Annotated in this window: 13 protein-coding genes; 5 read left to right on the top strand and 8 right to left on the bottom strand. The window is 56.0% G+C overall.

The window, feature by feature from the left end; all coding sequences use genetic code 11:
* Positions 1-434 precede the first annotated feature (434 nt).
* On the bottom strand, positions 435-740 hold the full coding sequence (locus tag NTU39_RS00205) for a hypothetical protein (protein WP_257957847.1): 306 nt from the start codon (positions 738-740) through the stop codon (positions 435-437).
* Positions 741-1,103: 363 nt separating this feature from the next.
* Between NTU39_RS00205 and NTU39_RS00200 the strand changes: the two genes are divergently transcribed.
* Genes NTU39_RS00200 through mobF form a run of 5 tightly spaced genes read left to right on the top strand, consistent with a single transcriptional unit; the run spans position 1,104 to position 7,922 of the window.
* Entirely contained in the window at positions 1,104-1,478 is a 375-nt protein-coding gene (locus tag NTU39_RS00200; RefSeq protein ID WP_257957846.1) for a hypothetical protein, read from the top strand.
* On the top strand, positions 1,453-1,842 hold the full coding sequence (locus tag NTU39_RS00195; protein WP_257957845.1) for a hypothetical protein: 390 nt from the start codon (positions 1,453-1,455) through the stop codon (positions 1,840-1,842). The genes NTU39_RS00200 and NTU39_RS00195 overlap by 26 nt, the downstream gene beginning before the upstream one ends.
* Complete coding sequence (locus NTU39_RS00190) at positions 1,832-3,871, top strand: type IV secretion system DNA-binding domain-containing protein (RefSeq protein WP_257957844.1); 2,040 nt, start codon at positions 1,832-1,834, stop codon at positions 3,869-3,871. Before NTU39_RS00195 ends, NTU39_RS00190 begins: the two co-directional genes overlap by 11 nt.
* Positions 3,865-4,347 carry a hypothetical protein gene (locus tag NTU39_RS00185; RefSeq protein WP_257957843.1) on the top strand — a complete coding sequence of 161 codons (483 nt, stop codon included), beginning with the start codon at positions 3,865-3,867 and terminating at the stop codon, positions 4,345-4,347. The genes NTU39_RS00190 and NTU39_RS00185 overlap by 7 nt, the downstream gene beginning before the upstream one ends.
* Positions 4,344-7,922: a MobF family relaxase gene (gene mobF / locus NTU39_RS00180; RefSeq protein WP_257957842.1), complete on the top strand. Its 3,579-nt coding sequence runs from the start codon at positions 4,344-4,346 to the stop codon at positions 7,920-7,922. The genes NTU39_RS00185 and mobF overlap by 4 nt, the downstream gene beginning before the upstream one ends.
* Positions 7,923-8,003: 81 nt before the next feature.
* Here mobF and NTU39_RS00175 read toward each other — a convergent pair whose 3' ends face one another.
* From NTU39_RS00175 to NTU39_RS00145, 7 genes are read right to left on the bottom strand one after another with little or no spacing between them, the layout of a single operon-like run.
* Positions 8,004-8,720, bottom strand: coding sequence for an adenylosuccinate synthase (locus NTU39_RS00175; protein WP_257957841.1), 717 nt, complete (start codon positions 8,718-8,720; stop codon positions 8,004-8,006).
* A gap of 25 nt (positions 8,721-8,745) precedes the next feature.
* Positions 8,746-8,877 (bottom strand): hypothetical protein, encoded by a 132-nt coding sequence (locus NTU39_RS00170; RefSeq protein WP_257957840.1) that lies wholly within the window; start codon positions 8,875-8,877, stop codon positions 8,746-8,748.
* Positions 8,867-9,784, bottom strand: coding sequence for a hypothetical protein (locus tag NTU39_RS00165; protein WP_257957839.1), 918 nt, complete (start codon positions 9,782-9,784; stop codon positions 8,867-8,869). Before NTU39_RS00165 ends, NTU39_RS00170 begins: the two co-directional genes overlap by 11 nt.
* On the bottom strand, positions 9,785-10,120 hold the full coding sequence (locus tag NTU39_RS00160; protein WP_257957838.1) for a hypothetical protein: 336 nt from the start codon (positions 10,118-10,120) through the stop codon (positions 9,785-9,787).
* Between the two features lie 18 nt (positions 10,121-10,138).
* Positions 10,139-11,530 (bottom strand): conjugal transfer protein TraN, encoded by a 1,392-nt coding sequence (traN, locus tag NTU39_RS00155; RefSeq protein ID WP_257957837.1) that lies wholly within the window; start codon positions 11,528-11,530, stop codon positions 10,139-10,141.
* On the bottom strand, positions 11,527-12,816 hold the full coding sequence (locus tag NTU39_RS00150) for a hypothetical protein (protein WP_257957836.1): 1,290 nt from the start codon (positions 12,814-12,816) through the stop codon (positions 11,527-11,529). The genes traN and NTU39_RS00150 overlap by 4 nt, the downstream gene beginning before the upstream one ends.
* Positions 12,813-13,256 (bottom strand): hypothetical protein, encoded by a 444-nt coding sequence (locus tag NTU39_RS00145; RefSeq protein ID WP_257957835.1) that lies wholly within the window; start codon positions 13,254-13,256, stop codon positions 12,813-12,815. Before NTU39_RS00145 ends, NTU39_RS00150 begins: the two co-directional genes overlap by 4 nt.
* Positions 13,257-13,326: the final 70 nt, after the last annotated feature.

The raw sequence follows: 13,326 nt of genomic DNA, 5'->3' as shown, positions 1-13,326 counted from the left end.
CAAACGGGAGGGGCCGGTGCGCGGACCTCCTTTCTTGGCATTGAGCAGGAATGCTCAATGCGGATCGTACGATCTGCCTCACGGCGCGCTGGCGCCGCTCGCCTGATCTCCCGCAATCTCCATAAACCGCGCCCTACGCATTTGTCGGCGGTGGAGAGGCATTTAGCCTTCGGCTAATACTTCGCGTCATTCCTGCCGATTCACCCATAGCGAGCTTGCTATTGGTGTAGCTTCCCGGTTGGGTTTGCCTCAATCGCGTCTGCTGCCCAGCGTGAGCTTTCGACCGCACTCTAGATTTTGAGCACCCGTGCTCAAAATGAAATCGGCCGCTCCGTCTCGCAGCGCACTAGCGCTACTCGTCCGAGCGGCCGAGCCTCAAACACCTGCCGGGCCGATGAGCTATCCGGCAACCGGATGAGTGACCGAGAGAAAAATCACTCACTACCTGAAAGCGGCGCGCCGGCCGCAACGTTCCCCGATCCACCAGTTGGTACCCCGAGTGCTTTCCGAATCTGTGGCATGGCCTTGTCCCAGCTGGCCACGTCAACGGTGTCGATTCCCTCGCTCTTGAAAAGATCGAGGATTGCCTTTCTGTTCTTGTCCAGGGCTGCTTTATCTTCCAGCCGCTTCTTCTCCTTTAGCACCTTCAGTTGCTCTTCGATCTCGGCAATTTTCGCGTCGATCGACACCGCCCGTCCACGGCCTCGGGCTTTCGGTTCTGATGTCACTTGTTGACTCATTTCGGATCTTCCTTTCGATGGGTGGTGATGGGAAATACTCGCGGATGTGCGCCGTTGAATCTTGGCTCATTCACTTGGATAAATCAAATCCGCGACTCATTTCCGGAGGGGGTGTGCACCCGGATATCACGTTTTCCGCGTGCCTATAAAACAGGCACCCCCGGTACAAAAAACCACACACATTACGCACGTACCGTGCATGTGTAAAAACCGTGGCAAGTACATGATTTGTAGGCATTTTTCGTGCACCAACAACGATTAATACGATTTTTCATTTTCAATTTAAATCCGTGTACAATCGGAACGAAATCAAATGCTTACGTAGTGGTGCATTTTGTACCACTAATCATTTGGTACATCGCCATGGAGCCGCAAGACATGACCGGAAGATCAGTTCATTTTCGTCTCGAAGACGACGAATTTATTTTTCTTGTGGAGGAAGCAAAAAAGCTAAAAATCTCCGCAAACGCACTGGCGAAGATCCGCCACCGAGAAGCAATGGCAGGGTTTGATCGCAAGCACGAAGCCCTTCTAGAGACGATGCGCGCCGTCCTGGCCGCGTTAGAAAAGGGGAACATCCTTGCCGCAAGTGCAGTGATTTCAGCGGCGCTGCCTCTCGGGATCGGGACGACGGACGACGACGCAATCGCGCATCAGGTTCGTGCTCATGTGGAGGAGGCAATTAGGCTCGGCCGCAACATGAGTTCGTCGTATGACAAAGGCCGATTTGACGAGTGAGGTTGAAATGCTGCTACCGATTGAGATTCGGTCTATCAACCAGATTTCTGTTTTGCAACCGGGGGAGTACTCGGTGAAGTGCTCCGTGTTCGTGCAACAAGACGGAGATGCGTCGGTCATGCTTCTCGAATACATGCACCAAAGCGGGAGTCAAGTGTGCGCGATCGACGCGCTATTTATTGGCGCTGATGGCGGTGTTCGGATGTCTGATTTTCTGCTGCTTCCAGATGGGATGTGGCGGGACAACTTCGGAGCGAAATCGGAATCGCTGGCTTTGCTCATGCCGCAGGAGATCACCAGCTTCGCTTTTGTGGAGGAGCTAGATATGCCCAGCGTGTTAGTGGAGAGTACAAATGTCAGATAAATTGATCACAGACGCCGGGGCTGGGCGAGCGGTATTTCTCACACGGGTCAAACTCTCACTTCATGCCTTCTCAATGGCGTTCTGGCTTGGCGCGTTTCCGGGCCTACTCATACCAATCGTGTTGTGGTGCAGCCAGCTTTCCCCCAGAGATCTGGACGTAGTCAAACTGACAGTCGTTTCGCAGGTTGTGAATCAGGACATTCCTAGGAAATGGGTTTTGCGGGATGTCGATGGAGCGACCAAGGTGTTGACGGTTGTCAAGACAGACGGCAACGCTGTTCAGCTTCTCACTGCACCTCAGTTCCGAATAGTAGCGAGTTCCATCTCAACCGCTATGCGCGATGCGACGACGGCCGCATGGGCCAGTCTTTTCGTTGCATTCGTTGGATATTTACTGGTCTTCAGCAGTTTGCGGAGGATCGGAAAGAGCGCTCGCGAGAACAAACGGATAGACGGCGCGAAAGATCTTGTCTCGCCAAAGGCGCTCTCGCGGCTCGTCATGAAGGAAGAGCCAGGTGCCTACAGTTTGCTCGACGTTGCGCTTCCCCGCAGCGCCCCCATGCAGGGAATATTGTTACAGGGAGCGCAGGGTACAGGCAAATCTCTCGGCATGCACGATCTGATGAAGCAAGCGTTTGCCCGAAAACGGAAGTGCATCATTTATGACCCGAGTGGCGAGTATTTTCGCGCCCACTTTAGACCTGGAATAGACGAGTTCTTCAACCCTGCGCTCGAAGGGTCCGTGCCGTGGTCGATCTTTTCCGAACTCGAATATGAGTATGACGCCAATACTCTGGCACATGCATTCCTGCCACCAAAAGGGGGGGTTGTGCATGGCGCTAGTGCGTTCTTTGAAGATGCCGCGCGAGCGCTGTTTTCGGTGATTCTTCTTCGGCTCGCACAACGTGGTGCCGAGCACACACATTTGATCGCGGATGCATTTCTAGAGATGCCTGATGATGAGATGGATCTGCTGATCAAGAATTCTGTGGCAAGTTCGGCGGTGGGCGGTGACTCGAAAGGACAGCGGCAGGGGGTGATCAGCTCGATCGCAATTTACCTTGACGGAATTTCGTCCGTTCAGCCAGGGACATGGTCGATACGTGACTTTCTGGATCGGGATGACGATTCTCGGCTATTCCTCCTAAGCACTGACGACACCGAAGCAATGTTCACACCGTTGTTTCGGCTTTTGCTCACGGTTGCGTTCGGCATGATTGCGGCTAAGCAAGAGATCGTTCATGAGGACCGGTATTGGTTCCTTTTGGACGAAGTCGCGAAGATCGGTGACATCAAGCTCGACAAGGTACAGGCCGAATTGCGCAAGTACGGTGTGTGTGTTGCGGCAGGCATCCAGAGTGACAAGCAGCTAGTCACTTCGATGGGCCAGGATCGGGGCGAGACCGTACTTAACTGCTTTAACACTGTCGCGATGCTACGTGCTAACGAGCCAAACATGGCGAAGCGCATGGCATCGAGACTGGGTGAGCAAGATGTAGCCGTGGTCTCGAAGGGACAGGCGCTGGCGGTCACGGATTGGCGAGATGGCGGGTCGCTGAACCAGGGCGAGCAGAACAAGTGGCTCGTTATGCCTTCGAAGATTGGTCAAATGAAAAACTGCACTGCCTACGTGCGCATACCGGGAGATTATCCGGCAACCTTCGTTGATTTTCGACACTGGTTACCTCGCTGGTATCGGCCGTTTGCGCGAGTTCTACGCTTTAAGGAAGCTCAGAGTACGCCTCCTAGAGATCCCCGTTTCCGCGTAATTCGTGCGGCTGGGCAAGATGCGATGGCGAGCGTGAGAGAGGAAGCCGACCGAGTTCGTGCCGAAACGGCGAAGGCAGAAGAGGAAAAGAAGATAGCCGATGCCGAGCGTGCCGCTGCGGCCAAGGAGAAGCTGGAACGCAAGGGCGTGTGGATTGTGACGGATTTGGAAACGGGCGAAATAGTTCGGGCGGATCGGACAACGACCGAAACGTCTGGTGGCGATAAAGCAGGTAACAAGGAGAACAAGGGGTTATGGTGAAATCGATATTCCTCAAACCCTTCCTGATCGCACTGGCGTTGATCATTGCGATAGTCGTGATCTTCTACCAGCAGATCCGCACGTTGGCTGCGGACTGGCTTCTCACCGACAAAAGCGGGCAGCCAACCTTAGTCGATTCCGATCTGGGTTCGATCAAGGAGGTCAGGTTGCTTGACCCGAGTGTTTCGATAGCGAAGGTGGCTGTTACGAATCTGTCTGTCATTTCCCATCAAGGCAGTGTTGCGACCATCGGTATGACACTCAGCAGTAGCTCGCCGGAGACACGTTATCCGAACCTGCGTATTTTCCTTCGGTCGGGTGATAGGGGCGTGCGCACCATCGAGTTGAAGCCTACCGAGTATGGTCACGGCACCACGCTCCGGAGCGAGAAAATACAAGTCCCTATAACACTGCGCTTGGGGGAAACGGGATTTACAGCGCAGGCGTACTACGAGAATGCGGAGGGGCAGTCATGATCTCGATGACGCACATTTCTGGGGGCGGGGTGGCGAACTCGGCCCGCTATTTTGATAAGTCGTTCTCTCAGGACGGTGGTCAGCGCGCTGACAACTATTACGTCAATGAGGTCGCGACGGCCCAATGGCAGGGCAGAGGGGCTGAGATCCTAGGAATCCAAGGCGAAGCGGTGGAGCGCCGGGAGTTTATTGAATTCCTGAGCGGGCAACTCGTGAACCCTGACACAGGTGAAATTCAGAACCTCGCCGACAACAGTAAGGGCGCTAACCGTCGTGCCGGGATGGATTACACGGTTTCACCACCGAAAAGCGTCTCAATAGCCGGTTTGGTAGGTAACGATCAGCGAGTGGTAGATGCTCACTTGCAGGCCAATGCTACTGCGATGCGCTGGCTGGAAAAGCATGCAGCTGTCATCCGGGTTAAAGACGATAACGGCAAAAACAAGTCGGTCCGCGCGAACAATCTGCTATACGCAACCGTTTTGCACGAGACGAATCGGGAGAACGAACCTCAGATTCACAGTCATAACGTCATCGTGTCCGCCGTATATGACGAGAATGCAAAGAAGTGGCGAAGTCTAACGAACGACGACATGCTCAATCTGCGAGCACAGGCTGACAAGGTCTACAAAGCTGAACTTGCGCATGGGCTCAAGAAGGCTGGCTACCAACTCGAGTACAACGAGAATGGGGTCGACTTTGAGATTGCTGGGTTCACACAGGAACAGATACACCTCTATTCCACACGGAAAGCGCAAATGGATGCCGCTTTGATTGCGCGGAACATCAATCCAGCCGAAGCCAGCTTCGAGGCTCGGCAAGCAGCTGCGCTCGACAGTAGGTCAGCCAAGAACGAATTGCCTCGTGACGTGCTGCACTCCGTATGGCTGGAAACAGCGCAGAGTGCTGGGCTTGACGTCGAGAGGATAGTGGATGCGTCCCGTGTAATTTCGGGGGGAAAGCAACCGGGTCGGGAAGCCAGCCAGGGTATCGACGGTGCGGCAGGCAGGGAAATCGACACAAGCGGAACGCGCCCAACAGGAGGTGGCTCGCTTGGTCACGATACCCAGTCTGTCGACGTTGGATACAGAGTTCCAGGCCGCCCCGAGGGCATTGACCATGCAGGTGGTGCCTATCCGGAATCGAGAGGCGGGAAGGGGGGGCGGAGAGCCCCTGCGGTGCTGTCCAGCGAAGCAAATCAAGCTCAGCAGGCAGCACTTGAAGCGGTGTCTTGGGCGATCGAGCATTTGACTGAGCGAGAGCAGACATTCAGGCTGGTTGATCTTGAATTGGCCGCCTTGCAGTTTAGTCGTGGGAGCTTTGGCGACGTCGAGTGGGCAGTGAAGCAACACGTGAAGAATCATCTGATTCTGGAGCGCGAAACGGAGTCTGCAGAACTGACCTACACGACACATCGTGCGATCGAGTCCGAAATGCGACTTGCCGAGAGAATCCGAGGTGGCGTTGGACAAAACCACGTAGTGCTGCATCGCCAAGACGACTTCGACGCCGCTCTCGCTGCATTCGAAAGTCGCAAGTCGCAGGAGACGGGGCAGACATTCCGGCTCTCCCAGGAGCAGGTCGAGTCGGCCCGCAATGTACTGATGCACCCCGACACATTCCAGGGAATTCAAGGCGACGCCGGCGCCGGAAAGACTGCCGCGTTGGAGATGGTTCGCGAATCGGCGACCAATACGGGGTGGAACGTCATCGGCATTGCAACGTCTGCGGCCGCCGCAAAGGAGCTGGGGAGCGCCAGCGGGATCGAGAGCGACACAGTAGCTGGCTTTTTTGCGAAGCGTGATGCTCAGATCATGGCGACCCAGCTTCGGCTAAACGAATTGCGTATAGCGATCAGCGAAAACAGGCCAATCCGGGATACGGAGAATTCGAGTGTTGAGTCTCGACGCTTGAACGTTTCCACCCCAGATGTCGATTATGGCGCGGGGCGCTACACATTCGACCACCAGCGGGGGGAAGTCTTCAAATCGCCCGACAACCTACGCAATGCCGTCGGAACAATCTTGACCGAACTTGCGAACAGGCACCGACCGTCTGTAGAGCAAGCTCGGTCACAGGCCCATACGCTCGGAGAGCATATTCGCTCTGGCGTCTTGTCGATCGGAACTCGAGCAGCTGACTCTGTGGGCCGGAGGCTCACTCAAGTCCAGCAGGTAGGCACCGTGGAGGCGGTTGCGGCACGCGTATCGCTCTATCTGTCTAAGGCCGGAGAGAGTGACGAGATGACGCATGAGTTCGCCAGAAAGCAGGCCGAGCTGTCAAATCTGAAGCGCTTCGGGAACGTAGAGGGCAAAAAGACCTTGATCGTAATGGATGAGTCGTCGCTCACTGGTGCGTATGACACCGAAAAGATATCGGAACTCGCCGCGAACATTGGCGCCCGTGTTGTGTTCCAAGGCGACATCAAGCAACACGGAAGCGTCGCGGCAGGCCGCGCGTTCAAGCAGGCGCAGGATTCAGGGATGAACGTCTCAGTCCTCGAGGAAACCCGTCGATTCGACCGAGCCACGCCGCAAACGAAGCGCGCCTTGCAGGAAATGAAGGCGGGGAATTATGCCGCTGCTATTGAGCAGCTGGATACCCTAGAGGTGCCGCAAGGGAGCCTGGCCAGCACCGTCGCAGAGCGTTACGTGGAGAACGTGCAGCAACTTGAGGCGCGTGGCCTGACTGCGCCGAAAGTGGGTGTTGTCGCGATCACAAACAACGATCGCAAGCAGATCAATACTGCGATTCACGACCTACTCGCGACGAAGGGGGTACTTCGTGGCCCGTCCGTCGAGAAGTCGCATCTTGACGACCCGAAGCTGACTAAGGCGGAGCAGACGCAAGCGGTCAAGCTCCGGGAGAAGAAGGTTGATGCGCTGATTTTTCGGAAGACGTACCGAGAGATTGGAGTGCAGAGCGGCGACGTCGTTTCCGTGATTGGATACGACGTCGACGCGAACCGTATAAAAGCCAGGACGGAGGAGGGCAACATCATTCAGATCAATCCGCAGCGACACGATTTCTTCTCGCCGGCGAAGTGGGAGACGCGGAGCTATGCGGTAGGTGATCAAGTCGAGACGCGCGGCATCATCCGCCTTCCGGAGCAAGATACCAAGCGAATTGCCAACGGCACACGGGGGGAGATAACTGAAATTGACGAGAACGGCGCGAAAGTGCGCTGGACTCGGGACGGTACAGAGTCACGTCTATCCAACAAGGACATCCGTCTCATTGACCTGGCATATGCCCACACATCGTATAAGGAGCAGGGCGCGACCAATGATCGGGAGATCATTGCGGTTAGCACCATAGGTGCAAGAGTCTTCAATAAGGAGGCTGCTTACGTTGCTGCCACACGCGCGAAAGACAATACGGAGATAGTAACTTCAGATCTGAAAAAGCTCATGGAAAATGCCGGGCGCAATGTCGACAAGACGACCGCCGTGGACATGAAGGAGGTCGTCCAGCGTGAGGCCGTCAAGGTCGCGCAGCATTCGATTGAGCCGGTAAAAGGCCACGATAAGGCTGCAGAGAAGGGCAGAGACAAGGGGCGCTTGCTCGAAATTTAGCGAAGTTGTCGTGGAATGAAAAGAGCCCGCTTAGAGCGGGCTTTTTCTTTCTCAATCCTGTTCCTACCATCCTCCAAATTCTCATGACGTCGCGGGGAGGGGGGATGGTCTGTTGGCGCGAGCACGGGCACGCAAGGTCGCCGTCATCTCGTCCAGGTTTGCGCTGATGCCAGCGTCCTCGAGTCGGTTGCGCAGGATGAAGTTGACGCGCTCCGCGTGCTCAGCGCGTTCGTACGCTCGTTCATAGTCACGCGCAGCTCGAGCATGCTCGTTGCGAGCAACCTTCAACTCGCGCTGGTACGCATCAACATCCCCTACACGCGAGAGCATTTTGACGATCAGCGACATCTCGCGCACTTTGTTCGCGAGGTGACGCCACGGCTCATAGTCCTTCGAATAGTGCGGCGCCGGCCTGCGAGGCTGCAGGACATGACCCGCCCGAACCTTAAGGCTTCTTCCCTTGACTTCGATAAGGCCCCATTTCGGCGGAAGTTCAGCTACATCGATCAGTCCCATCGGTGCTATGAAGTAGCGGAAGTCACCCATACCCTTTGCCGCGTCGACGCGATGGGGCTTGCGAGCATCGGCCAAGAAATCCGCTCGACTCGTCTTCGCTTCCACCAAAACAGTGTGTTGCTCGTACCCGACATTCCGGAACCCTATGGCGTCAGGCGTTTCGCCATTATCTGCCGCTTGGCACTCGCTCATTGCGATATTGCATCCCGGACCGCCCAGCGAAGCTGGCGCACGCAGCCATTTGACACCCAAGACACAGAGTTGGTTGTGAAGGTCATTCATAGTCAACAAGCCTCTCCGAGTCACTTCAGTGGGATTTGAACAGGCTAACCGCGAATGCGACAACGAGCAGGATCAGGGCCGCAGGCGTAAGCCATGAGGTTTTGCGCGCCACTTTCTCGCGAATCGGCTCGCGCTCTTCGGTTTTGTTATTTTTCATCGACGCCCTCTTTTTTACATTTTCCTGCCGCGACACATGCATCCCACAGCGTGAGGCGTTGTTGCAAATCGTCATTACGAGCCGTTTGAATTGCTTCCGGCGTGGTGTCCGCTCCGGTCGCCGCTACGATTGCTTTGATTAGGGCCTCCTGTTCGATCTCGGGTGTCTTCGCAGACTTGTAGGCGATAAGAATCTGTCCGGGTGCATCGGGCTTGAATTCGATTCGTCGGACGTCGATCGACGTATAGGAATCCGCTTCCAGGTCAGGAAGCGTAGCTGGGGTCAGCGCGGCTCGCGCCGGACCTGGGATGCTACCGATCGCTTCCGCCAGCCCTGAATTCAACATTACCTGCGCACCAGTACCCGCACCCAACACCGGCGACGGGATCAGAAGCGATCCAAGCGTCAGCACGTTGCCAAAGAATTTCCGAACACGAGTGCTATCGGGGAGGGTTCGGGGATCACCTTGTCGGATGACGAACGATTGATAGTAAGCAGCCTGAGCTTTGGCGAAGTCGGCATACTTTGCCGGCGTGATAGTCACGTGGTCGAGGATATGGAACAGGTAGGGGGAAGCACGCACGAGGCGCATTTCTTTCGCCTTGAGTTCGGCTTCCACAGCAAGCGTGACAGGACTGTCGCTAATGCCCTGCAACACCAGGGGGCTACCGCGATAGTGGTAGCCGTCGATTACCACATCATAGGAGACACGGCGCTCGCGATTCGACTCCAGGGTCTCTTCCTGCAGGGATGTGTCGCCCGACCAGAGATCGATAGGCCGTACGACGATGATGCGCGCAGTGTCTGTATCCAGCACGACCGGTTGCGCTCGAGCGAATGAGCAGCCGACTGTAAGCGCAGCGGCAGCGATCCCCAAAACGAATCGGAAGTTGTTTCGCATATTCATTTACCCCTTGTAGTTGAGCTTTTGCTTCACCTTCTCGCACGAAGCGGCTTGTGTTGCGAAGGCACCGATATTTGCCTTCAGCGTCTGGTTTTCTTCTTGAATCGGTCGCAACCCATCTTGGAGCTGCTTGACCGCTGATTTTGCGTCAGCTTCGGATCTGGTCAGATCGGAGATCTGCTTGCCCTGCGCAGTCAGTTTGGCGGATTGGTCTTGGTTATCACGCTTCAGCCGACCATTGTCGGCTTTGAGTGACCAGGACCAAGCAGCTAGGCCGGTCAGTGCTACGACCAAAGCACCCAGCAATGACCTTTTCAGAATAATCTTCAGTTTGCTCATGGACAACCCTTTCATCAGTTAGTACTTCGGGAGATTTGCGGAGGACGACGACTGTTTGGTGCCGGCTCCTTGCTGCTGCATGATCGGTTGGTAGCTGCCGCTGATTTGAGAGGGCACCGGCATGTTCTCCACCGCCTTCTCCTGCAACTGTGAGGTGAAGGCGCTAAAGTCGATCTTCGTGAAGTCGATAGCGCTAATTTCTGTCGGCGTCAGCCCCCCGCATCCCGCGAGTTCGAGCCCGAGTTGAGTTTTGCCTTGGATGTTGATGATCTGTGCCAACTGCGAGTTGAAAGAACAGTAGGTGTCGGTGTATTCCAAACAAGTCCCTAAGACTTTCTGCGAGCATTCCTCCTTGATAAAGGTGCTGAGACCCGCACCTTTGTGTAAAGCGAGTAGCTGCTCGTCCTGGGTACATTGCATGAGCTGCATGATCACCTGCATCGCAACTGCGGCGGCGAACACGTAGGGGTTAAATGCGATATAGCCGCCCTGGAACGACATGAGTTGAATATTCGCTCCGAATACCCCCCCGGTCATCGTGCCGAATCCAGCTGTGAACCCGAAGGCTCCGACGGAGAATCCGTTCGCTGCGAGATTCGTGCCGAGGGTTGTGGCACCTTCACCTGCAGCGATTGTGAAATTCTGCGCGAGCGCTTCGCTGAAAATGCCATTGGAGAACATGGTGTCGAATACGTATGGCGAAGCAAAGTCGACGGCCTTCGCGCCAGCGTATTTGACAACAGATGCCGCTGCCCCCATCGCTACACCCATCGCTGCACTGTTGGTTTGCCCTCCGGGGGCACTCTTGCAACAGTTCTTGATTCCCATGTATCCCTTGGTGCAGGTCTCCTCTACGCCCTTGAAGATCGAGTTGCCGTCCGTGTAGGTCTGTGCCTGACCTAGGATCTCCAGACCGAGTGCACCTTTAACGAACGAGTTGTTATTGTTCGGCGGCTTGGGAAATCCCGAAGTGTCGAACAAGCCATCAGTGCATTGCATTTGCTGCTCGGTCTGTGCAGGCTTTGTCAGGCAGCTGTATGTGTAGGTCCACTGGTCGCAAAGACCCGTCTCGGCGATCTTGTCGTTGCAGATGCTGGTTACGACGCCGCATGCAGAGTTGGCTCTATAGGGCGCGCACGTATCAACCGAGGTACCCGTGCAGGCAAACTCATAGGAATATTGCCAGCACGCGTACGGGACGGATAACGCCCCATCTGGAAGCGGCAGAGATGCTGTCGATAGGCATAGCTTCTGGCCGGTTGAGTCGGTCTTGCAAGGCGTGTTGTCGATACACTTTTGCGAGTTCGGCACCTGCGTACAGGCGCCGGACGGGTAAGTTTGGGCTGTCGCGGTATTCGCGTGTGCAAGGGTGATCAGAATCGCCAATACCGAAATGATGTGTTTGATCATTTATTCGGCACTCCGATTGAGGTACCAGAACTTGCCTCGTAGACGCCACACGTGTTGGTCCAACTTGTAGAGACATTCTTTGTCAAGCAATTTGAGCCGCTGAGAATTTGCCCAGCAGGGCAGCTATACGTGGTAGTCGAAGAAGTTGTTTGACTGGTGACGCACGATTGCCCCTGCACGGAACCGCCGTTGGGGCAGGCATATTGAATTTCAGTTGTGATGGTGGCCGAGCAGTTCGTCCCGTTGAACGAGTAGCCCGAACGGCATCCCTCATTGGCGAGGGTTACAACGAAGTCAAACGTCATACCTAAGATCGCTGTCCCTCTGTAGTACTGCGCACCACTGGCCTGAAGCGCTGCGACGGCGTCATATCCGATGATTTCGTAGCACACGTACAGGGAGCCGTCTGTTTCCATCCACATGGGGGCCGGGCACGACGGTGTAGGCGACTCGTAGACTTGTTGACCGCACGCCTGCCCGTAGAGGGTCCACCCAGGCGGGCACGTCCAGGTGGCTGGTGTACTCACGGTCTTGTAACAAGACCCGCCGGAATATGTGTAGCCGTCCGGACAGTTATGCGCTGCGTCCGCGTCGCCGGTGGTGGTGATCACTTTGACGTTCAAATACTGCGAACACGCGTTGTTATCCATCGTGGTCGACACGGTGCAGGTGTTTGTTGCGTACTCGGCCGGCTTGACCACAACGTTTGTGGGCGTGCACGTCTGACCGGTCGTTCCGCCAGCTGAGTTTCCGAGTCCCAATGTGCCTTGGAAAATGGGGTCGTTGGCCGTTATCTGATCGCCGTATCCATACTGCGATTGACCTGCACCAAACGTGCCGGCGCAATTGGCGGCACTGCCCTGTGCTGTACCGGTATTCCCGAGAACTGACTTCTGCCCAGTGGTGGCCTGCATGCACTGGTTGTTCAAAAAGTTCACTGCCGCGCACGCTTGATTCTTGTACGGATCGTTGCCAGGGACAAAGTTGGCGCAATCGATCATCGTCTGATTGCCCATAGCCGTCAGACTTGTGCCCTTGGCAGCTGCAAAGAGGGAGTCGGTTGTGTTCGGACTTGAGAAGCCACCCAACCCACTCGGTACGGATGTGGGGGCGCTAGTCTGGTTCCCCCACGCGCCTGCACTAACGCCAGAGGGGTTCACAACTTGGGCGGGTGACGTTGGAGCGATCGTGTTCGCAAATGCCTTGCCGTTGGCCAGATCGGCAGGGCTTTGCCCGAGCGCCATCTGTGACAACAGCAGGAGGACGAAAGGAAGCAGTGCCTTCATTTTTTCCCTCCGGTAGTAGGAGATCCCGGTCCCAGCGATTCCCTGACCGCCGCCGCTGCCTTTTGTGGACTAAGGCTACCGGTCGCAAGTGCGGCTGCAATGGCGGCGGCCACTTCGGGGGTGTCGACCGGCATTGAGCCGTCCGGACAAGGGGTGTCGGGAGCGACCAGCTTGGACGGGTGGCTCTTGCACATGCGCTGAGGAGGCTCGCCGTTCGCGCAGATATTGAGCTGGCCTCCCATGTCCGTATAGAGCACCCTGGCACTGGGTTGCCCGATGACGAAACCGACACGCGCGCACTGCGGTTGCTGCTCGAATTTGACGAGTCGCCGAGCAACAAGCACAACCGGACCGTTATCACCAGTCCTGCTCTTGACGATTTTCACCGCCGCGGAGAATTCGCCGTCGTCAGGGATGGTGGCGCTGGCTTCTCCGTCCATAGCTGCCTGAGAAAAGACGCTCGTCGGAGGCGCTCCGGCGACAGCGATTGTTGGTACTAAGGCAGGGAGT

Source organism: Pandoraea commovens (assembly GCF_024704525.1).
Lineage (GTDB): Bacteria > Pseudomonadota > Gammaproteobacteria > Burkholderiales > Burkholderiaceae > Pandoraea > Pandoraea commovens.
The sequence above is the reverse complement of the archived record's forward strand: the minus strand, read 5'-3'. Positions and strand labels throughout refer to the sequence as shown.